The sequence below is a fragment of the Ruminiclostridium cellobioparum subsp. termitidis CT1112 genome (genome assembly GCF_000350485.1).
GTDB classification, from domain to species: domain Bacteria; phylum Bacillota; class Clostridia; order Acetivibrionales; family DSM-1351; genus Ruminiclostridium; species Ruminiclostridium termitidis.
Window position 1 is genome coordinate 49,596 of record NZ_AORV01000066.1, and the last position, 22,259, is coordinate 71,854.

The 22,259-nt window shown below is 41.9% G+C and carries 18 protein-coding genes; 2 read left to right on the forward strand and 16 right to left on the reverse strand.

The window, feature by feature from the left end:
• Positions 1 to 8: 8 nt before the first annotated feature.
• The 12 genes from uca to CTER_RS24575 form a co-directional block, all read right to left on the reverse strand.
• A complete protein-coding gene (uca, locus tag CTER_RS24520; RefSeq protein ID WP_004630393.1) occupies positions 9 to 3,602 on the reverse strand; it encodes an urea carboxylase in 3,594 nt (1,197 codons plus the stop codon).
• 30 nt (positions 3,603 to 3,632) lie between these two features.
• Complete coding sequence (locus tag CTER_RS24525) at positions 3,633 to 4,481, reverse strand: ABC transporter ATP-binding protein (protein WP_004630508.1); 849 nt, start codon at positions 4,479 to 4,481, stop codon at positions 3,633 to 3,635.
• Positions 4,478 to 5,272 carry an ABC transporter permease gene (locus CTER_RS24530; RefSeq protein WP_004630335.1) on the reverse strand — a complete coding sequence of 265 codons (795 nt, stop codon included), beginning with the start codon at positions 5,270 to 5,272 and terminating at the stop codon, positions 4,478 to 4,480. Before CTER_RS24530 ends, CTER_RS24525 begins: the two co-directional genes overlap by 4 nt.
• Before the next feature lie 28 nt (positions 5,273 to 5,300).
• Positions 5,301 to 6,365, reverse strand: coding sequence for an ABC transporter substrate-binding protein (locus CTER_RS24535; protein ID WP_004630498.1), 1,065 nt, complete (start codon positions 6,363 to 6,365; stop codon positions 5,301 to 5,303).
• Between the two features lie 39 nt (positions 6,366 to 6,404).
• Positions 6,405 to 6,758 (reverse strand): P-II family nitrogen regulator, encoded by a 354-nt coding sequence (locus CTER_RS24540; RefSeq protein ID WP_004630478.1) that lies wholly within the window; start codon positions 6,756 to 6,758, stop codon positions 6,405 to 6,407.
• A gap of 16 nt (positions 6,759 to 6,774) precedes the next feature.
• A complete protein-coding gene (locus tag CTER_RS24545) occupies positions 6,775 to 7,101 on the reverse strand; it encodes a P-II family nitrogen regulator (RefSeq protein WP_004630347.1) in 327 nt (108 codons plus the stop codon).
• 42 nt (positions 7,102 to 7,143) lie between these two features.
• On the reverse strand, positions 7,144 to 8,784 hold the full coding sequence (locus tag CTER_RS27240) for a PucR family transcriptional regulator (RefSeq protein ID WP_004630334.1): 1,641 nt from the start codon (positions 8,782 to 8,784) through the stop codon (positions 7,144 to 7,146).
• Between the two features lie 297 nt (positions 8,785 to 9,081).
• Positions 9,082 to 9,732: a DUF1989 domain-containing protein gene (locus CTER_RS24555; RefSeq protein ID WP_004630397.1), complete on the reverse strand. Its 651-nt coding sequence runs from the start codon at positions 9,730 to 9,732 to the stop codon at positions 9,082 to 9,084.
• Between the two features lie 18 nt (positions 9,733 to 9,750).
• Positions 9,751 to 10,470 (reverse strand): urea amidolyase associated protein UAAP1, encoded by a 720-nt coding sequence (locus tag CTER_RS24560; protein ID WP_004630504.1) that lies wholly within the window; start codon positions 10,468 to 10,470, stop codon positions 9,751 to 9,753.
• A gap of 285 nt (positions 10,471 to 10,755) precedes the next feature.
• Complete coding sequence (locus CTER_RS24565; protein WP_004630357.1) at positions 10,756 to 12,330, reverse strand: ABC transporter substrate-binding protein; 1,575 nt, start codon at positions 12,328 to 12,330, stop codon at positions 10,756 to 10,758.
• A 135-nt stretch (positions 12,331 to 12,465) separates the two neighbouring features.
• Positions 12,466 to 13,353 (reverse strand): carbohydrate ABC transporter permease, encoded by an 888-nt coding sequence (locus tag CTER_RS24570; RefSeq protein ID WP_004630486.1) that lies wholly within the window; start codon positions 13,351 to 13,353, stop codon positions 12,466 to 12,468.
• Between the two features lie 49 nt (positions 13,354 to 13,402).
• Positions 13,403 to 14,326 carry an ABC transporter permease gene (locus CTER_RS24575; RefSeq protein ID WP_004630427.1) on the reverse strand — a complete coding sequence of 308 codons (924 nt, stop codon included), beginning with the start codon at positions 14,324 to 14,326 and terminating at the stop codon, positions 13,403 to 13,405.
• 270 nt (positions 14,327 to 14,596) lie between these two features.
• On the opposite strand from CTER_RS24575, the gene CTER_RS24580 reads away from it, so the two are divergent.
• Together CTER_RS24580 and CTER_RS24585 are read left to right on the forward strand one after the other, a co-directional pair.
• Positions 14,597 to 16,180: a response regulator transcription factor gene (locus tag CTER_RS24580; protein ID WP_004630466.1), complete on the forward strand. Its 1,584-nt coding sequence runs from the start codon at positions 14,597 to 14,599 to the stop codon at positions 16,178 to 16,180.
• The gene (locus CTER_RS24585) at positions 16,177 to 17,997 is read left to right on the forward strand and encodes a sensor histidine kinase (protein ID WP_004630383.1); all 1,821 of its coding nucleotides are present in this window, start codon (positions 16,177 to 16,179) and stop codon (positions 17,995 to 17,997) included. Before CTER_RS24580 ends, CTER_RS24585 begins: the two co-directional genes overlap by 4 nt.
• Positions 17,998 to 18,007: 10 nt before the next feature.
• On the opposite strand, the gene CTER_RS24590 is transcribed toward CTER_RS24585, so the two are convergent.
• The 4 genes from CTER_RS24590 to deoC all read right to left on the reverse strand — a co-directional run bounded on the left by CTER_RS24590 (position 18,008) and on the right by deoC (position 22,247).
• Positions 18,008 to 19,027, reverse strand: a complete 1,020-nt coding sequence (locus tag CTER_RS24590; RefSeq protein WP_004630366.1) for a Gfo/Idh/MocA family protein — start codon at positions 19,025 to 19,027, stop codon at positions 18,008 to 18,010.
• A gap of 27 nt (positions 19,028 to 19,054) precedes the next feature.
• On the reverse strand, positions 19,055 to 20,296 hold the full coding sequence (locus CTER_RS24595; RefSeq protein ID WP_004630408.1) for an MFS transporter: 1,242 nt from the start codon (positions 20,294 to 20,296) through the stop codon (positions 19,055 to 19,057).
• Between the two features lie 24 nt (positions 20,297 to 20,320).
• Positions 20,321 to 21,478: a Gfo/Idh/MocA family protein gene (locus CTER_RS24600; RefSeq protein WP_004630421.1), complete on the reverse strand. Its 1,158-nt coding sequence runs from the start codon at positions 21,476 to 21,478 to the stop codon at positions 20,321 to 20,323.
• A 67-nt stretch (positions 21,479 to 21,545) separates the two neighbouring features.
• On the reverse strand, positions 21,546 to 22,247 hold the full coding sequence (deoC, locus tag CTER_RS24605) for a deoxyribose-phosphate aldolase (protein WP_200859496.1): 702 nt from the start codon (positions 22,245 to 22,247) through the stop codon (positions 21,546 to 21,548).
• Positions 22,248 to 22,259: the final 12 nt, after the last annotated feature.

The following is a 22,259-nucleotide window of genomic DNA, read 5'->3' on the forward strand; positions in this document are numbered from 1 at the left end:
AATTCCTCCTATCCAATAGTCACCAGTAATTGCCCGCCGACTACTTCCTCAGTCTCTTTAACATAAATATTCAAGACAACTCCATCGCAGGGTGTAACCTGTTCAAATTCCATTTTCATGCTCTCTTCAACAATAAGCACATCTCCCTTTTCTACTTTATCACCGGGTTTGACCAATATCTTCCACACACTGGCCGGCATATTTGAATTTACCGCCGTTGCACCTTCAGGAATATCTATTGCTTTTGCTTCAGTCTCTCCATGTGAGGAAACAAATTCGTCAAGTCCATTTTCCTTCCACATGATCTTTTCTGCATTAAAGGCTGATATCTGCTGCTTTTTGAATACCCTTGTCTCGGTTTCAATTGATTTGAGATATTTCAAATACTCTCCATAATCGAATTCCGTTTCTTCAACCTGGACTTCATAACGCCCTCTCAGGAAATCTTCTCTGATTTTCAGCAGTTCTTCGGAGGTTACCGGATAGAAGCGTATCTGGTCAAAGAAGTTCAGCAGCCATGGTTTTCCCTTTTCAAAGTTTTTGGTTGACCGTACCGGATTCCATGTCTGAATGGTTCTTCCCACCAGTTGGTATCCTCCTGGCCCCTCCATGCCGTAAATGCCCATATACGCACCGCCAATGCCCACGGCATTTTCAGGAGTCCAGGTCCTGGCCGGATTGTATTTTGTAGTTACAAGCCTTTGTCTGGGATCAAGAGGTATGCATACCGGCGCTCCCAGGTAGACATCACCAAGGCCCATAACTATATATGTAGCAGAGTAGAGTATTTCCCTGACCTTTTCGGTACTCTCCAATCCGTTTATTCTTCTGATAAATTCAATATTACTTGGACACCATGGTGCATTTGGTCTTACATTCTGATAATATCTCTCGACTGCAAGCTGTGCGCTGGCATCGTTCCAGGACAGAGGCATCCTTATGATTCTTGATTTCACTTTAAAGCTGTCAAGATTTTTGATGCGGCTGTCCAATTCCACTACTTTGTCTGCCAGCTTTCTGACCGACATTTTTCTTGAGTCTATATGAATCTGCAGTGAACGGATGCCGGGGGTTACGTCAGTCAGCGGTATACCGCTGTCGGCCTTGATCAACTCCATCAATGCATGTACCCTTATTCTGAGTCTTAATTCAATTTCCATTTCACCATATTCAACAAGCATATACTCGTCACCGGCGCACCTGATAACCAAGGCATCCTGCCTGTTATCCCTCAGATTAACCAAAACCGGATAAGTATTGTCAAGCCCGCTTTCATGTTTTAATACCGGCAGACTGCTTCTTTTTCCAGCAGTAATTCCTTCAAGGAATACCTCCTGACTGTTTCTAAGGCTCTCGGCAGTTTCTAATGAAATCAATCTAAATCTTACAGTATTTCCCGGTCTTAACTGCCCGGTCTTCCAAAGCTCTGCCGAGGGAATGGTGCAAGGACATACAAACCCTCCTAGACTCGGTCCGTCCGGCCCGAGAATAATCGGCATATCACCTGTCAGGTCGATTGTTCCGACTGCATAGGCTGTGTCATGGATATTGGAGGGGTGAAGGCCTGCCTCTCCGCCATCCTCCCTCTTCCATAAAGGAGTTGGGCCTAACAGCCTTACACCCGTCCTGTCACTGTTGAAATGCACCTTCCACTCCGCAGAGGTCAGCTGTTCAAGATATTCCAGCTTTAAAAATTCCCCGGTACAGTGTGGTCCCGGTATTACTCCGATCTCCCATACCTCACCGTATTGAGGGAGGGTTTCCTTATCAAAAGAATGGCATTTATCATTCCCGGCTTTATTAATATGTATCAAATCTCCGGTGCGCAAGGTTCTTCCGCTGTGGCCTCCAAAGCCGCCAAGGGTAAAAGTTGCTGCACTTCCCATTATTTTTGGAACATTGAACCCTCCTTTTACCAATAAATATGACCTCATACCGTTTACAGCCTCTCCAAGCTCAAGGATCTGACCTGCTTCAACCTTCACCGGTTCATACATTGAAATGGGGTTACCGTCCAGCCTTGGATTCATATTTGCACCGGTCAGGCATATGACTGCAAAATCCCTGAATTTATATTTACCTCCCTTAAGTGTAAATTCAATTCCGCTTGCATCAGCCTTATTGCCCAATATCCTGTTACCGATCCGGAAGGCAAAATTGTCCATCGGCCCGCTTGGCGGGACTCCTATATCCCAGTAACCCAATCTGGCAGGATAGTCCTGAACTGTTGTCTGAATTCCACCTTCCAGAACTTCAAGCTTTTGTTCCCTATAATTGAACTGATCAAGCATATGTGTATATAAATCACCTGATGAGTATGTTTCAGTGTTAATAACTTCTTTTATATAGTCCAGACCGGTGGTCACACCATAGATCCCTGTCTCATTGATAACGCTGTTCAGCTTTTCTATGGCGTCTTTTCTGTTATCTGCTCCTACTATGATCTTGGCCAGCAATGGATCATAGAATGGAGAAACAACCGTATTATCCTGTATCCAGGTTTCAACCCTTGAAAGTTCCGAAAAAAATACTTTGTCGATTTTACCTCCACTGGGAGCAAAATTTCTCAGGGCATCTTCGGCGTAAATCCTTGCCTGAATGCTATGGCCTGAGGGCTTACCAAAAAGTGAAGCCAGGTTTTTAAGTTTACCTGCCGCTTCTTTTATCATCCATTCAACCAGGTCGATCCCCAGTACTTCTTCGGTTACTCCGTGTTCAACCTGCAATCTGGTATTTACTTCAAGAAAATAAAATTTGCTGCTTTCGGTATCATATAAGAATTCAACAGTGCCCGCACTTCTGTAGCCAACTTCCAGAGCCAGATTTCTTGCGGCTTCCATCATCAGTTTTCTCGTTTCCTCCGATATTCCCGGGGCAGGACATTCTTCTATGACTTTTTGGTTTCTCCTTTGCACCGAACAGTCCCTTTCTGCAAGAGCAACCACTTCTCCGTACTCATTTCCGAAAATCTGTACTTCTATATGACGGGCTTTTTTAAGATATTTTTCCAAAAACAAGCCATCATTCTTAAAATTATTTTCTGCTAAATACCTGCAGGAATCATAGGCAGCCCGTAAAGCTTTCTCATCATCGCAGACACGCATTCCTATGCCTCCACCTCCTGCCGTACTCTTGAGTATTACAGGGTAACCCAATTCCTTCCCAACAGCAGCCGCCTCTTCAACATCTTTCAGGAGACCTGTCCCCTCCAGCATCGGGACACCTGCTTTCAACGCAATTTCCCTTGCCGAATGCTTGAGGCCGAAAATTTCCATTTGCTCTGGAGTTGGTCCGATAAATACTATGCCATTCTCGGCACATTTTCTGGCAAAATCACTGTTTTCGCTTAAAAAACCGTAACCGGGGTGAATTGCTTCGGCCTTTGTCTCTTTTGCTATCTTTATCAATAAATCTGCATTTAAATAGTTCTCCTTAACCGAGCCATCACCGATATTTATCGCCTCATCAGCTCTGTCTGCATGCAGACTGTCCTGATCCGCTTTTGAATAAACAGCAACTGACTTTATATTCATCCTCTTCAAGGTTTTTTCTATTCGTACCGCAATAGCGCCGCGATTTGCAATTAAAACTTTCCTGAACATACTGCTTGTTCCTCCTTCATTTGTAATGAATTACAGTTCGTCTTCATCCAATCCGCTGTGTAGTATAGTGTTGATATTTTTCCTTATGCGTATGAATTCCGGCGTATCCTTAATATCCAAGGTCCGCTTATGATCAAGATAAACCGGTATATCCGCAATAATTCTGCCTGGTCTGGAGCTCATTACATAAACTCTTTGCGATAAAAATACGGCTTCTTCTATATCATGGGTTATAAATATAATTGTAGGCTTTTCCACCTGCCATATTTGTCTCAGACAAAGCTGCATATTGGCTTTTGTCTGAGGATCCAGCGCTCCGAAGGGCTCATCCATAAGAAGTACTTCAGGATTATTTGCCAAAGACCTTGCAATTGCAACCCTTTGCTTCATTCCACCCGACAGCTGGTTTGGCAGGGATTTTCTGAATTGAGTCAGCCCGATCAGTTCAAGATATTTGTCTACAATTTTGTCAGCCTCTTTTACAGGCATCTTCTTTATTTTCAGGCCAAACCGGATATTCTCTTCAACCGTCATCCAGGGAAACAGGGTATAGGTCTGAAAAACCATTCCCCTGTCTGCTCCGGGCCCGTCCAATATTCTGTCGTTTAGAATGATAGAACCTGATGTGATATCATCCAATCCTCCTATCATTCTTATAAGAGTTGATTTTCCACAGCCCGAAGGACCAACGATACTCACAAATTCGTTATCAAGAATTTCGAAATCCACATTGTCTATGGCAAGAATATCGTGTTTTTTGGATTTATATATCCTGGTTACGCCCTTACCATATATCTTGCTCCTGGAAACTCTTGCTTCAAGCCTGTTTCCGGCCTTATCATCCGTAATGGTTTCCTGTTTCTTTTTGAAAAGCATCATTTTATCCCCCCTTCTGCCCATGGAAATAAGCGTTTGCTGATCAAACCAAAAGATCTGTCAATGATAAGCCCCAGAAGTCCGATTACCAGGATTCCCGAAAATATAGCAGGTGTCTTCAGGTATCTCTGCGCTTTCAAGATGGTATAGCCAAGACCCGAATTTGCTGCCACAAGCTCAGCGACCACCAGATAAGTCCATGCCCATCCCATCATCATTCTTAATGAATCCATCATTCGCGGAAGCATGGCTGGTATCATAACCTTGAACAGTACGCCGATTCTTTTGGCTCCAAGTGTATATGCCGCGTTTATATAATCTTCGGGTACACTTCTCACATCATCTGCCACCATCGGAATAAGCTGGAACAGGGTCCCCAGAAAAATAACCGCTATTTTGGCACCTTCACCAATACCCACCCAGATCATAATTAATGGAATAAAAGCCGGAACCGGCAAGTATCTCATAAACTCCATCACTGGCTGGATATATGCTTCAAAAACATTGAAGGAGCCAACCAGAATACCTATCGGTACACCTATTACGGCAGCATACAGGAAGCCCATAAAAATTCTGTAGCAACTGATATAAAGATTTTCCCATATGCTGCCGGTAGTGATATCATTTACCAGGAACTTTAATACCTCAAACGGTGAAGAAAGGAAAATACCATTTACAATTTTGAAACTGCATAAAGCCTGCCATATTATAATCAGTATAATAAATGATGATAGGGTTATTTTAAAATATAGTTTCGGGTCAATACTCTTTCTGATTCTAAACAAATTATTCATAGTTTTTCACTTCCTTCACCGGGCCGGATTATTTTTTTGTGTCAGGTACAGGTTTTGACCCTCTTTTTTCAAGTACTTTTTTCAAATATGTACTGTTGAACATTTTCTTAGTGTCATCAGGCACCGAATCTATCATTTTTACACTGTGAAGAAACTCTGCAATCCTATTAGTTGTATATGGCAGATAGCTATAGGATTCCGATTCTTGATCCATTGCATCTATACATTCCTGTACCGTAAACAGCCTGGAACCGCTCATTGCCACCTTCATCTCATCTTCAGTGATTTCCGCACCCTTTGCCATATCTGCTATTGCCTGTTTTTCATTTGCTACGTAAAAATCCATTCCATCAAAGTAAGAATTGATAACTGCCTCTATATCGTCAGGACTGTTCCTTGCCATATCACCGCTGACCAGTAATACATCAGGTATAAGACCCGGAGTATTTTCAGAGCTGTACAGAAGCTTACTTCCTTCAAGGGTCTGAGCCTTGCTTAGCGACGGTTCCCACAAACAGGCCGCATCAACTGTTCCTGCAATAAAAGCCGGGGCGGAATCAGAAATCGACAGATTTACAAAATTTACATCCTTTTCTGTCATTTCCGCCGTCTGTAACGCCTGGAGCAAAAAGAAATGCTCTATCGTACCGTATTCTGTCGCAACAGACTTTCCCTTCAGGTCACTGATGCTGTTTATGCCTTTTTTGCCCACAAGACCGTCAGCACCGTTTGAATTGTCCAGAACCAATACTGTCTCGTATTCTATACCGCTGATGTAAGGTGCTATTGCATCCGGTATGGCCAAGCTTATCATGTCGACTTTTCCGCTGTTAAAAGCCTGTACGCTGTCGCTGTAAACCGGGAAGTATACCAGTTCAACATTTACGCCATTCTTTTCAAAGAATTTTTCTGCTTGAGGTATATACCAGGTATAAAAAGCAGGATATGCTGAAATACCAAGCTTGTATGTTATTGCTGAAACTGCCGAGTCGGATGTATTTGATTTACTTTCACTGCTGCCGCAGCCGGTAACAAAACTAGTTAACATAATAATAGTCAATAGTAATGAAACCACCTTTTTTGTTTTTTTCATAAATGTCACTCCTCATTGTTATATTAGTTAGATATTTAGTTAGACCAGAGAATTGTTTCCTTTTTCTCCCGTTCTGATTCTGACACCGTCATCGATATTGATTATAAAAATTTTTCCATCCCCGGCCTTTCCGGTTTTGTTTACTTTTTTTATTATTTCTACCAATAGCTTTAGATCCTCATCCTGACAGAAAATTTCTATCATTTTCTTTGATACAAAGGGATGACCTGTGTTGCCGTCTGCCTTTCCGCCTGTTGCAAGACTGAAATCCGCAGGTTTTTTACCTCTACCGATAACATCCTTTACAATCATGGAATAGAAGCCGTTCTCAACAAGCGCATCCTTTGTCTTATAGTACATTCTGGGACGAATTATTGTTATGACTTGCTTCATCTGAATCACCTCCCCATTAGTTTTCTTCAAGACCGGAGCTGATCGTTATACTGCTTTCTACAGGAATGATAAATATCTTTCCATCTCCAAAGGAACCTTTTTTACCGGTACGTGCTATTCCCAGGATAATACTTTTTACCTTCTCCACTTCATCCTCGGAGATTACCAGCATAATCATCTCTTTTGGGATTTCGTCGTAATATACGTCACCTACTTTGAGGCCCTTCTGCTTTCCTCTGCCAAGAATACTGATTCTGGTAGCCGAAGAAATTCCGGCATTGCTTAATTCATCAAGTATTTCTGTCGCCTTTTCAGGCCTGACAATTGCCTTAACCATTTTCATAAAATTTTCTCCTTTCCTCAAACCGCATGTTTTCTTCAGGTGTTAAATTTCTTCTTCAAAATTACATATATGAATGCTATTAAGCTTTACCGCAAGATTTAATTCCAAAAGCTCCTCATTTTTTTCCAGTTTAATATTCAAAAGCTTTTTAATCTTCTCCATCCTGTATAAAATCGTATTGTAATGCAGGAACATGTTGGCTGCTGTGTCTTTAATGCTATTACCCGACCGGAAATAGGTTTCCAGTGTTTCAAGCAGTTGAGTGTTGTGTTCCCTGTCATGCCTGATCAGTGGACCGATATTCCTGCATAAAAATTTTTTTATATTGGTGCCGGGCTTCAATAATGTCAGTATGGAGTATATCCCCAGCTTGTCCCAGGTGATTATTTCTTCGGAACATCCGCTTATACAGCTTGAGGAATAGATATTTTTTGCTTCTTCAAACGCTTTTGGTATGTTCAAGGGATTGCAGACATCATCGCTGATGCATAGCGAAAATTTTTCATTGTTTGAAACTCTGCATAAAGTAGCAGTGATGTTCTTTAATATTTCCGGTTCCCTCAGCTCACCTTTTGGATTATAAGAAATTATCACAACAATTTTACCTTCATAAATAGTCAGCCAGGTTTTTGTTCCAATAGCTGCTTCATAAATTCTGAAGCGTGACAGTAAACTCTTATCGTTGTAAAAGCTTTCCTGTTCATTGTTGTTCTTTACAATTGCAACTCTATATTTAAGATTATCCGGCAGAGTATAACCGTATAATCTTGTTCTCATTTGAAAATCTCTGTTGGTACGTATTCCTCCAAAAATCCAGTCATATATGAACTGATCCAGATATTTTGATTCTACGCTGACATAAATACTGTCCGTTTTAAGCTTCAAACTGATCAGATTCAGCAATCTGCGTATTGTAAGCGTATCCACACTGCTGCAGGTCGAATTTATTTCAGGGACAGCAACTGCAAAAGTTTGGGCCTGGGAATCCTCCAATTCGAATATCCTTATACGTACATTTGCTCCATTAATCATAACTATTGAAGGTTTCTCGTCCTTAATTCTTTTCAAATTTTCCCACTTCAGCCGGCTCTTATTGGTTTCGACCAATTCACCGGTGGTGTCTGTCACTATAAAATATTCACTGTCACTTACAATAAAAACCGGGTTATTTATCATTTCCTCGATCAATTGTAAAATTTCCTGAAGAGAATTCCCCTGAATGATTTTCTTTGATACGGTTTCAATTCTCTCCTGCAATATTGAGAGATATTTTGTTTCTCCATATATGATCTGCTCCATTACCTCTCTGACTACATTTGAAAAAGTCGTTTGAGGCGGTAACTCGAACAATGGAAAGTTCAGTGCTTCAGCACAATCAATAACCTCTTTTGGTATGGTATCAATAAATCTTTTAGGTTTTATACCAAGAGCTGCGACCTTTTTTTCAGCAAGTTTTGGGATTAACCTCAGCAGCTCATCCAAATTATTCTTATAAGGATAGCAGGTTGTTATTAAAAACTCATTTTCATGAACCCAGTTATCAATGTCGGGAACCTCGACAATATTAACTCTCGTGATCCTATTTGTTATGTTTTTGCTGCCTGCAAGTATCTTAATGCCTTTCAGTTCTTCAATTGAAAACAGATTGATACAACAAAACTCAGATAATACATTGTTCTCCATTCAATCACCTTATTTCGAAAAGTATAAAATTCCGGTTTGTTGCTCAGTTATATTCAACAGCTCTTGTATCAGCAGTCAATTATATGCAAAAAGGCGCTTAATGATTTGAAATCACCAAGCGCCTTTGCTTCTTTAATTGATATACCTATTATAACTGACCTTTATTGTGTTTTCATTATAAATGAACAACAATATTTTTATTGGTAATTGTAGTTCGACTACAAATTGAACTCTGTAAAAAAATCTAAATAACAGCCCTGAGATATACCTGTACCGTTATTTAGATCTTTATTGCATTTATTTATCCCAGATAACCACCCTGTTTGTTGTTGGTGCATAGCCACTGCAGGGATTATTTATTTGTGGACAGTTACTAATTAGTATCATGGTATCGTTCATTGCTTCAAATTCTACATAAGAACCTGGTTCCGATATCCCATCCAGGAATTCAAAGCTTCCGTCGGGCAGAGCCAGGATCTGTGCGAATAAATTGACATTGGGAACCAAATCTGCTTTCGAATATTTGTCGGCATGTTCAGCTATCATCATGATAAAACTGTCCCTGCAGGTTTTCATATGAAGCGTATGGTGTCCGTATCTGACCGTATTGCTTTCTGTTGCGCAGGCACCTCCGATAGTATCATGGCAGGTGCAGGTATCTGCAACCATTTTCAGAAGCGGTTTTCCCGATTCGGTTAAAAGAACCGTACCTGTATTGATGTAAAGCTTTTTCTGATTAATAATTGTTTGAGTCGCACTATAGTGGTCTTCAGGATTATGTAAATCATAACAGAGGAAATCGAGTCCCTGATTGCCTTCCAGATCAATAATTCTCAGCACCTGTCCCTTAAGGAGAGGATGCATCCAGCCTTCACCTGCCGGTATCATTTCGTCATAAACAATATCATCCAGGCTTTTCATACTCTCTGCTTTATCAAACTTTATCATAACCAAATCCTCCTCAATTTAAATTCCCAATAACAGATTATATTCCCAGGTATTTTCAAAAGCCCTTCGTGTCTGAGGCATGAAATTAACACAGAAATCAAGCCCGTCAACAGGTGCGGCAGGCAGTATTTCAACACGTACAGGCACTGAAGGATAAAAGATTTTCGGATCTAATGGGTTTGGAGTATTGGAAAGCACCAGATAGATATCCATTTCAGTTCTGATTGTAACCGAAGCTTCCTTCGGGCAGTGATTTTTATGGTAAACCAGATTTCCCGCCGGATCGGCTTCTACCTTGGAAAAAAAATTTATCGGAGGCATTAAGTCTCTTTTACTCATTCCGTTTTTAGTCAATTCATTGATAAAATTCTCCTGACCTGACTTCAAATAGTTATTGCTGTCTTTCTGATAGTTTGTTAAACCATATTTCTCATCGGTAATTTTTCTGGTAGTATAGCCGGATATTGAATCATGCCAACCAAGCTCATCTTCAACAATACTGGCCATTGCGCGTCCGCAATCGCTCATAAGGGCATAGCCTCTTTTCAGATAGAATGTGTGCTGTGCTTTCAATGTATCAGGCATATTATAATGCTCGGACAGATTTCTGAAATTGTACATAAGCACGGCAATGTTCGCTCCTGCTTCCAATGCTGTAAATTTTACAAGTCTTCCCCTGCAGACGTTTCCTGACCATCTGTCCCCGGGATTAATCGTTTTACTCCAAATAATATTCATAAAGTTCACTATCCTTTCACTAAGACATAATAAAATCTCAAAATACATTTTGTTTGACAGGGCAACAGCAATTCAAATATGTTAACACAAGCCCCGGTCAGACAGAGAAAAGGCAACAAAAAGGAGCCTGGTATTTTTAACCCAGACTCCATTGTCTAATGTCTAATATCAAATATAATTTTGAAGAAAACTTTTTAACATTGAAGAATTTAATACAATCAACTCTAGCACATATATTGCTTTATATCAATAGGCTTTTAAAGATTTTGTATTGTTCGGATAATTTTATTTGTTATCAGCTATAAATTTATCGGCCTGTTCTTTGATTGCCGCCATTATCTTGTCTGCACCTGCAGCCTTCATCTTTTCATTCAAAGTCGGGATTCCGGTCTCAGGGTCCATAAAGCCTGTAATTATAGGTACAGCGTACTGTGTAACTACACTTGAAACTGCCGCAACTTCGTTTTTCAGCTTGGAATCATCAAAATTGAAAGCCTGCAGCGTATGGAATACCTGGTTTTTCCTGGCCGTTTCAAAGATTGGGTCATAGTTTGAGTAAACACCTGTGGGATTCAACTGGAACTTTTCATTTCTGAAGAACCATGACAATCCGTCGGTATAGTCAACCTTGGTGTTTCCTCTGATATATCTGACCTGGTCTTCCCCAACCTGTTCCCAATGGGTATCCTTTATACCGTAGCATAACAATTGGTTCAACTCTTTATCTGTTCTGGCCAGTTCGGCAAACATCAGCAATCTGTCCGCATTCCGTGAAGTGGCGTGTATACCCAGGCCTGAACCTATATACGGAGTACCGATCTGCTTTTTGCCCAGGGATGAGTCATATACCTGGATCTCCCAGCCCGGATGCTGTACCGGCCATTGTTCGGAATAATTTGTTGCCTGAAGGGCATTTGTCAGCAGCGCTGCCGATTTTCCGTTTTCAAAGGCCGTTGCATTGGGAGTCTTATTGGAAATGGCATTTTTGGACCAATAGCCCGCCTGCTTCCACTGGTACATCTTCTTGGCAAAATCCATGAATTCAGGTGTTTCGTATACATTTACTATGGCTGCTCCCGGATCGGTTATTTTGTAAACAAAGTTTCTCTCGGAAACATTACCTACAACCGCATATTCATTTTCGGTATTAAATATCTGCTGGAGATCGCTGTAGTTGTTCATTACCGAAATATCCAGCGGCACCATACCCTTTTCATTCTTGACTATTGCATCCAGATAGGCTCCAAAGGTATCAAGGTCGGTAATATCAGGAACATTATATTTTTTCTTTAAATCCTCCCTGACTGCAAAGTGAACTGTCGGGAATTCATTGAAGGTGGTTGGGATCATATATATTTTTCCGTTGACTTTAGCCTGATCCCACGCCATTTCAGGCAAATCGGTCAACAGCCCCGGAGCATATTTTTGTAAATCCTCTTTTGTAATTTCCTTAAACCCGTTTTTGGTGGCCTGAGCCTGATAGTATGCCCAATTGGCCGTATATATGCCATCAAACTCTTCACCCGAAGCAAATACCAGCTGGTATTTATTGGTCCAGTCGGACCATGGCAGGTATTCAGTGCTGATAGTTGCATTTATTTTAGGTTCTATAATTTTATTAACGGCATCTCTTACCATGTTTGAGCCTTCACCCGGTGAAGCATCTCCTACACAGTATATATTAAGTTCCACTTTCTTTGATATGTCAGGAGCTGTGTTTTCTGCTGAAGCCGAGGTTTGTGATACCGTTGAGGTTGATGCGGTATTTTCACCTGCTGCCGGGCTTCCGCAGCCAGCCAATGCTGTAACCAGCATTACTATTACCAGCATCAGACTGATTTGCTTTAAATATTTAGTCATATAATTCCCCCTTATTAATTTTTCTTCACTGGGCCGGTTAATTCAGTAATACAAATTTAACGCTACGCTAGCAAGGCGGTAAAATATAATCCTGAAAAGACCCATATGATTTATGATAAACCGGAAAATCCGGCTTTATCCTTTTACAGCACCTACAGTCATACCCTGAATGAAATATTTCTGCACAAAGGGATATAACAGCAGGATAGGACCTGTGGCAACTATTGTCATAGCCAGTTTAAAGGATTCGGCAGGGTATTGCTCCATAACTATTCCTGCCGATTTTGCGTCATTTGCCGCAAATTCCATTTGGGTCAGCATACTGTAAAGATAGAACTGCAAGCTGTATTTTTCTTTCTGTGTAATGAACAGCATGGATGCGTACCAGTCATTCCAGTATCTCAGTGCTATGAAAAGCCCCACTGTGGCAAGGGCGGGCTTGGACAAAGGCAGGAATATCTGCGCAAATATCCTGAATTCCCCCGCTCCGTCTATCTTTGCAGATTCGGCCAGCGCTTCGGGTATGGACTTCATAAAGCTTCTCATGATAATGATGTCAAATACCGTCAGCATAGCCGGAAAAAGCAGTGCCAGATAATTATTTTTCAAGTGAAGATATCTTACCATTAGAATATACCAGGGAACAAGGCCCCCGCTGAACAAAGTTGTGAAATAGAAATACAGTGCAAAGGCATTCCTGTATTTGAACTGGGGCCTCTGGAGCGCATATGCCGTCATGCAGATTATAAACAGTCCCACCAGTGTTCCCACGACAGTAACCGTACCGGTTACTCCGTAGGCCCTGATTATGTTGGTAGGCATGGCGAAAGCCACTCTATAGGCATTGAGAGAAAATTTCTTGGGAATAAATCTATAGCCGTCCACATGTATTGAACCCTCATCGGTAAATGATCCTGATATGACAAGCAGGAAGGGAATAACACACAAAAGGGTGAATATGATAACAGTTGTATAACTTATTAAATTAAAAACCAGTTGTTCCTTGCCTCTTTTTATTCTCATTTAAGCCTCCATGTAATCAATAGATATTCTGTTCGGGCTGCGAAGCCTTTTAAAACAATGCATACTCACTGTCCACACGTTTGATTATCCCATTGGTAATCATAATGATGGCAAAACACAGTACCGACTGATACAAGCCGGCAGCGGACGCCATTCCGACCTCCTGCGTTTTCATGAGCGATCTGAAGACAAAGGTATCTATAACATCGGTAGAATTGAACAAAAGTCCGTTATTCCCGATTATCTGATAAAACATTGAGAAATTGCCCCTGAAAATCGATCCCACATTTAAAAGGATCATTATGATAATGGTAGGCTTGATGCTGGGTATGGTAATTCTCCAAATCTGCTGGAATATGTTTGCACCGTCCAGTTCGGAGGCCTCATACAGCTCCTTGTCTATTCCGGTTATGGCGGCCATATACACAATACTTCCGTATCCTACACCATTCCATGCATTAAAAAACACCAGGATATACTTCCATGCACCCACTGTTCCCATAACGTCCACGGATTGAAGTCCAAGTGACTTCAAAACAGTATTCAGGGCTCCGAATTCATAGTTGAAAATATTATAGATAAAAGCTCCGACTACCACCCAGGAAATAAAGTAAGGCATCAGCATCAGGGTCTGTGTTGTCTTTTTGACATATTTGTTTCTCATTTCCGATAAAAAAATAGAAACCGTTATTTGTAATGATGTGTTGACAACAATAAATACTAAATTATATAAAAATGTATTTTTTGTAACGTTGAAAGCCTGACCCGACATAAAAAAGAACTTGAAATTGTCAAGGCCCACCCAGTCACTGCCGAATATCCCTGCGGCATAATCCAGACGTTTAAAGGCTATGACTATTCCCGCCATGGGAACATACATAAATATAAAATAGTACAGTACCGCAGGAATCAACATAAATAAAATCACTTTATTTTTTTTGAAATCCTGGAATACATCACGAATAAGTTTCATTAATTATTCCTCCTGTTGTGTCTAAGATCAATGCATTGTATAATTCGTTATTCGCTTTATACATTTAATTTAACATGACAATGGATGCCAGTAATACATGATAAATGTTTTATTTTTAGTAAAATTGTTTGTAAAAATCCAAATCACCCCCTGCTCTCCTTCTCAACCAAAAAGAAAAATGCTATACTAATAGCCTGTAATACCTGCTGAAGACAGCCGAAGGCGAACTGCAATGCGTTTCTGTAAATACGTTCTAATGGAGGGTACTCAATGATCAGTCTGCTAATCGCTGATGATGAAGGATTTGTAAGGAACGGTCTTATTAAAAATCTCAATTGGCAAAGTTTGGGTGTGGATCTGGTTGAACAGGCTGCCGACGGAGCAGCCGCCTACGAAAAAGCTTTGGAGCTCAAACCTGATATTCTGCTGACAGATGTGCGCATGCCTAAAATGGACGGAATAGAACTTGCTACCAAACTGCGTGAAGTTCTTCCAGGCTGTAAGATTATTTTCATGAGCGGCTATTCCGACAAGGAATACCTTAAGTCGGCCCTGCATCTCAAGGCCGTAAGCTATATTGAAAAACCCATTAATCTCAAAGAGATTTCTCAAGTTATTTCAGAGGCTGTCTCCATGTGTTCCCGTGAAAAGGAAAAACAGGCTCTGGATTTAAAAAGGGACACGACCATAAAGGAAAGCCTGGACATCCTTAAGTTCAATCTCCCCATAGAAATGATTCAGAAAAACACAGATATATCACAGTTGGAAAAATGGCTGAATGTATCTGATATCCAGGTAACACCCCGGACGAAATTTGCCGTTCTCATATTCAGCTTTGGCGTAAGGGACTGGAATTCGCTGTCCATAAAGGGATTTGGAAAAACCTGCCTCCAGGACCTGGTCCATGACTTCTTCCTGGAAAACGGGCTCAAGGCCTTCTCCGGTTTTAAGGATACCAATACAATGATCCTGTTTATTTTGGAGGACGCGGGACTTTTAAGCGAAAATATTTTAAATGGTTTATCTGCCCAAATAATAAATAAATTAAAAGATAACTATCCTGTATTCATAGGAATCGGAAGTGTCGCAGAAACACTGCAAATGATATCCCTCTCCTACCAGACGGCGGTTATTGCAGCTCAGCAGCTGTTTTTCGCAGGGTATGGAAAATTTTCGAGATCAGAGGTTAATACCTCATTAACTTTTGAGATAAATGATTCAATATTGACGGAATTTAAAAATTTGCTGGTCAGCAGGGATAATGACAGGGCCCTGGCTTTTCTGAAAGATCTGTCGAGATCCATCAGAGCCCATGCAAACACCTTGATTCCAAATATAAAAAGTTTGTATTTTAAAATACTCCTTTCCCTTTTGAATCACGCTGCCAGGCAAAAAATCGTTTTTTCGGCGGCAAGCTCCGAAAGTATTCTCTGGGAAACTCTATCGGAATTTACAACAATGGATGAAGTTGAAACCTTTGTTTTGAACTTCACTGCGGCTTATTTTTCAGAAGTTGCCATGCTGGAGGGTGTCAGCAGGTGTATATCGGATATATATGAAATTATTGAAAATAACTATGGGAATCCCGAGCTGTCAATAAAATTCATATCCGATAAGCTTTATATAAGCCATTCCCATCTATGCGTGCTTTTTAAAAAGGAAACCGGAAAGACATTGAACCAGTATATTACCGAATTCAGAATGGAGAAAGCCAGGGAACTTCTGGAGGACAGTACCGTAAAGCTGTACTACGTGGCTGCCAGGGTGGGCTACTCCGATCAGAATTATTTTACAAAAATTTTTAAAAAACATACAAATATGACTCCATCCGAATACAGGGAGATGCGAATATGAAAAATTTTTTTCAAATCCGGCACTTTCTAAAGAAATTGTCGGGTATAAAACTGAAAAACAAGCTGCTGATCTCCTATCTGCTTTTGATCATTATGCCTTTCGGAATTTTCGCCATAATGTCCAACTTCAGGGTATACAATGCCATAGAGACACTGGTCAGCTATTCGGCAAAGCATTCCTTTGAACAATCCGGCCTGTTCGTATCATATAAAATAGATAAAATAATCAATACGATAGATGTTCTTCTGGTAGATAAAAAGATCAACAGCACCATCAGCCAGGAACCGGACAAGCTTGACATCCCTTCCCAGATGCTGGACATGCAGGATCTTTCCCGCTATCTGAGGTCTTTCCAGAACCAGGATGAGGTGTTCAATGTCAAGCTGTATGTTAAGGATGATTTCCTGTATTCCTCGGAAAAGGTAAACTTTCTGAGTTTTCAGGATGCAAAAAATTCAGACTGGTATGAGGATTTTGTAAAATACCATAAAAAGGTTATCTGGGTGAAAACAACCGAGCAGGACTACACAACAAAACCCGACGACTCGGAAATAAAGCGTGTGTCAGCCGTCAGTGCCATATTGGACAAATCCAATTATCTCAATTTTTTAGGTTTTGTCAGAATAGATATACTGGAAAAGAATTTGAGCGACATACTGAAGAAAGCATCCTCTACCAAGAACTCGGTCACCTATATACAAAACTCCAAAAATGAAATAATATCCTCTTCCTCCGAAAAAATCAACAATAACTGGATATTTGACAGTAATGAGCTTGAGAATTATAGTAAAAACGGAATGTATTACGGGACCCGGGATTTGGGAAAGGAACATGTGATCCTTGCCTGTCAGAAGCTTCCCAACTCCGACTGGACCCTGGTTTCCATCACACCGTTCAGTGAAATCACCGCCGTGGGGAAAGAGCTGCAAAATCAGATGCTGCTGATGTTTTTACTCATCAGTACCGCAGCATATATTCTGGCATATGTGATTTCCTCCTCAATTACAAAAAACATTTCACTTTTGCTTAAAAATATAAGGCTCCTGAAAAAAGGCGACTTTAATATAGAAATCACCACCAAGAGCAACGATGAAATAGGAGAGCTTATTGAAAACTTCAACAGCATGTCGGCCAGGCTTAAATTTCTGGTAGATGAACAGTACCGGATCGGACTGGAAGCAAAGAATGCCGAACTGCTGGCCCTCCAGGCTCAGATCAATCCCCATTTTTTATACAATACGCTGGATATGATCAACTGGTCGGCCATAAATAACAATGTGCCTGAAATATCGGACACGGTTCAGACGCTGTCCAGGTTTTACAAGCTGAGCCTGAGCAAGGGCAGCAATATAATTCCCATCAGAAATGAAATCGAGCATGTGAAAATGTACATGGAAATACAAAATATGCGGTTTGAAAATATTTTTGACTTTCAGGTACATATTGATGAAGAGGTTTATCAATATACAACCATTAAAATAATACTGCAGCCCATTGTAGAGAACTCGGTGCTGCACGGCATCCTGCAGAAGGACGACAGGAGCGGGCTCATACTGATAACCGGTCATGTCTCCGAGGGTGTCATAACACTTAAAGTCCAGGATAACGGCATCGGTATAAAACCTGAAAAGCTCAAGACTATTTTGACACATGAGTCCAATACCAGCGGCACACATGGATATGGTGTCAGAAATATAAATGAACGGATCAAATTGTTTTACGGAGAACAGTATGGTCTGGAATACAATAGTGTTCCAGGCAAGGGTACGACGGTTATAATCCGCATTCCGGCCGGTATTCCGGTGCAAACCCAGTGATTGGCCCGAATCAGCTGCCCACCCCTGCCGTTTTATTCTCCTCATATGCCCTGGTACAGGCTATAACCACTTTAAGGGCCCTCAGCCCCTCTTCTCCGGGTATATCGGGAGGAGTGCCATTAATTATACTGTTAATGAAAGAATCTGCTATACCCGATCTACTCTGTGTATCAAAGTTATAGCAGATTTTTTCCTTTGTATTTTTAGTCAAAATTAATGGGATTTCAGGATGATTATAGATTTCGACCGTACCATTGGAACAATATATCACCGTGCTCTTGTCCAACCCGCCATAATAGGTCCAGCTTGCCGTCAAAGTCCCGATGATTCCGGTTTTGGTCCGAAGCAGGCATATGCTGTTATCATAGACTTCAACTAAATCTCCGTTTTCCAGCTTTTTATCCCTGGAGGAAGAAAAAGCTTTAACCTCCTCAACAGGATCCTCAATGAGCCATTCAATCAAATGCGCCTTATGTATACCAAGGTCGCCCATAACCCCCGAACCGGTATTTTCTTTTTTGAAAAACCAGGAATTCATACTTTTATCAGTGCTCCAATTTTCAGGACCACCGTGGCCGAAGGCTGTACGAAAACTGAGAATTCTGCCCATTTCACCGCTTAAAAGGATTTCCTTCGCTTTTTTATGGGCATATTCAAACTTCAGATCGTGGGCAATCATGAGTATTTTTCCTGTCCGTTCTGAAGCTTCAATCATACTTTTTCCTTCTTCTATGGTCGTTGCAATGGGCTTTTCACACAGAACATGCTTTCCCGCCTCCATGGCAGCAATACTCAGGGCAGCATGGTATTTATTGGGTGTACATATGCAAACGGCATCCACCAGAGGATCTTCCAGCATTTCCTGACAGCAGGCGTACACCTTCCCTCCATACCCGCCTGCGAGTATTTCAGCTTTTTGGCGGTCGGGATTATAATAACCGGTAATTTTCGAATGCGGATTACTTGAAAATTCAGGGGCATGGCGGTATATTGTGATGGCCCCGCATCCAATAATTCCAATTCCAATCATAAAGCTGCCTCCTTTGTACAAAATTCATCAAATATCAAAGCCCACTGCTCCGGTACCCTGCTTTTGGGGATGAGCTTTGAAAAAAAACAGGAATAAAATCAGCATGACCAGACTAACGGCCAAAGGGATACCCCAGAACGCAGCATAATTGACAAACCCCGCCGCCTCTGTCCCGAACAGGGTGGAGGCCCTGCCTGCAAATAAATTCCCAAAGGAGACACCAAATCCATAGGCCAATATACTTACTATCTGCTGGACGCTTGCACGTACAGAACTGTCCCGGCACTGGCTGTCCAGATATATGCAGGCAGCCGTAAAGAAGAAAGCCGAAGCCAGTCCATGGCAGACCAATGCCCCTGAAACAACGGGGAGTGCAGGGCTTGCCAGTAACGCTGCATACCGCAGCACATTGCACGCAAGCCCAAAGCACAATACCTTTTTATAACCCTTCCAGGTGATGAAGTAGCCTAATATTCCAAGCGAAATGGCCTCGGATATCTGGGCCACGCCTGACAACGGCATAATAGCCGCCTCATCATAACGGCTTTGCAGCAGAAAAGGTGATATGGCAAAAAGGTAGTATTGAAATGAACAAAATGTAATGAATATAACAGCTGCAAGAAAAAGATTCCGGGGTTTTTCAAAAACAGCTATGGCCTCCCTGGGCAGTAAGGACTTTCGTGCATATGATTCCATTTTATGAGGGAGAAAAAATGTGTAGACAAACAGCAACAGCGATATTCCTCCCGAAATTTTCAGAGAATCCACCAGCCTGCTCATTGCTTCGGCACCGTCAAGATTTCTCAGCCAGAAAAAACTAAACAGCCAGCCTGCCGATATCCAGCCTATGGAACCCCACATCTGTATGCCGCCATAATTCTTCCCGGCATCCTTTTGATTCTGGAAAACTATGGCTGATACACACCCGTTTGTACACCCGAAGAACAGCGTATACAACAGATATAAAAATAATACACTTCCAAAATGCGTCTGAAAGGTCAGTATAATAATAAATACTGCAGCCAGCAGGTGGCAGATACCCAGCAGCCTGTTCACTGTCATGAGCTTCCCCGAAACCAGTACACCCATAATGGAGGACAGGATTGCGGTAATTCCTGCCATTGACAGTATAATTCCCGCCCCGTCACCTGAAAAGTTCAGGTATTTCATAAGGTATAAGCTCATAATGGGGCCGATTATACCCGAGCAGAAAAATTGCAGGAACATCAATACCGAAAGTCTGGGTTTAATAAATGAATTCTTTTCCATAGCAGTCCTTCTCAGCCATACGGCTTATGCAATACTTTGCCTTATCCAATCCACAGGCTGTACCGGTTCAAAGCTTGTTCTTATTTTTTGGGGTCCGCTGAAGCTCCTGTCGGTATTCACAGCATCAATAATTTCCATAATATGAAGTGCATGATCCATGTCCAGACGGCATCTTCTTTTTTGCGATATTGCTTCGGCCAGCTCTGCCACACCCTTGGCCCAATCCACATTTACTTCGTCACCGCTCCTGAATTCAAAGTCTGTAGGTCTTGTGAATGTATATTCTTCCTTATCAGTTAAATATGCTTTGGCATCCCCCTGATCGGTGGATCTTAAATCCTTCCTCCTCTGGATATACACCTTCTGTTGTACATCCCAGTATAGAGCGTCGGTGGAAAGAACACCCTCCTCACCCACTATCATAAGGGAATGATTGCGGGGTGCCACCGTACCGATGGTTATCCGCCCCACCATGCCTGACCTGAATTCAATAACTATTTCACTGTAGTCAGGGCCGGTAGTGTCATTGACATTCCTGCACAGTTTGTCGGGTATCAGGCAGCGGGTATAGGCCTGCACTTCTCTGGCCGGCCCGAAAAACGCGGTTAATAAGGAGATGCAGTAGCCCGCATGCTCCAAAAGGCTTCCCACCGCAAACTCGTTTTTGTAGGGCCACTCGGTTCCCGTTCTGCTGTGCCAGGTCCAGTAGCGCATATGATGTACCGCACCGTCGTCAAGGTGGGCATATGCCAGGAGCGGCCGGCCGATTTCGTTGTCTCTCAGGGCTTTCATAATGCCCTGGGCGTATTCTCCCAGAAGAATATTAGGTGAGGATGCTATGTACAGCTTTCTGGATTTGGCCAGTTCAACCAATTCCGATGCCTCTTCAAAATTCATTCCCATGGGCTTTTCTGTATAAACATGCTTATTTGCAAGTAAAATAGCCTTTGCAAGCTCATAATGGGTATGGGGATATGTGCAGATTAGTACAATGGATATTTCCCTGTCTCCCAGCAGGTCCTCCAGAGTATTGAAATGCTTCACACCATAATATTCCGAGAATTTTCCCGCACGGTCGGCATTGATATCCGTTACTCCCGCCAGCTCCAGTTCAGGATGGTTTGGCATTGTTGTTGCATAATAGTTTGCAATATACCCGCATCCGATAATTCCTATCTTCATTGTTCTTTCCTCCTAAGTTGTATTTTTTCATACTTTTGCTATTCCTTAACCGCTGATTAACAGCTTTTTATATTTCTGCTTCGTGTAATATTCCTGCCTTCTCCCTCTGTTCAGCCTCATCAATGATAGCTTTGGTAGCGGTGGCGCCAAACCTGACCGCTCCTTTGCTTCTGACTTCCAGGGCTCCATCCAGTGTTCTGACACCGCCTGCCGCTTTAACCCTTACTTTTTCACTGCATGTTCTGCGCATGAGTTCAAGGTCCTGAAGCGTAGCTCCTCCCGTGCCAAAGCCTGTTGAGGTTTTTACAAAATCCGCATTGACCTTTTCACAGATCCTGCAGGCAATTTCCTTCAGTTCATCTGTTAAATAGCAGTTTTCCAGAATCACCTTTACAAGCACACCCTGGCTGTGGGCCGCATCCACAACAGCTTTTATATCGGCTTCGACATAGTCAAACTGCCTTGAAAGCAGCCTTCCGATATTCAGCACCATGTCAAGCTCCGCTGCCCCTTCGTCAATGGCCTCCACAGCTTCGGCCACTTTGACGGATGTTTTATTTGAGCCGTGGGGAAAACCGATTACAGTGGTTACCAGTACATCGCTGCCTTGAAGTTCTTCTTTTGCAATTTTTACATCACAGGGCTTTACGCAAACTGAAGCGGTATCATACTCCCTTGCCAGTCTGCACCCCTCTCTCACCTGTGCTTCGGTCAATTCAGGCCTCAACAGGGAATGGTCGATCATTTTTGCAATTTCCTTTACAGTCACCATATACTTCCT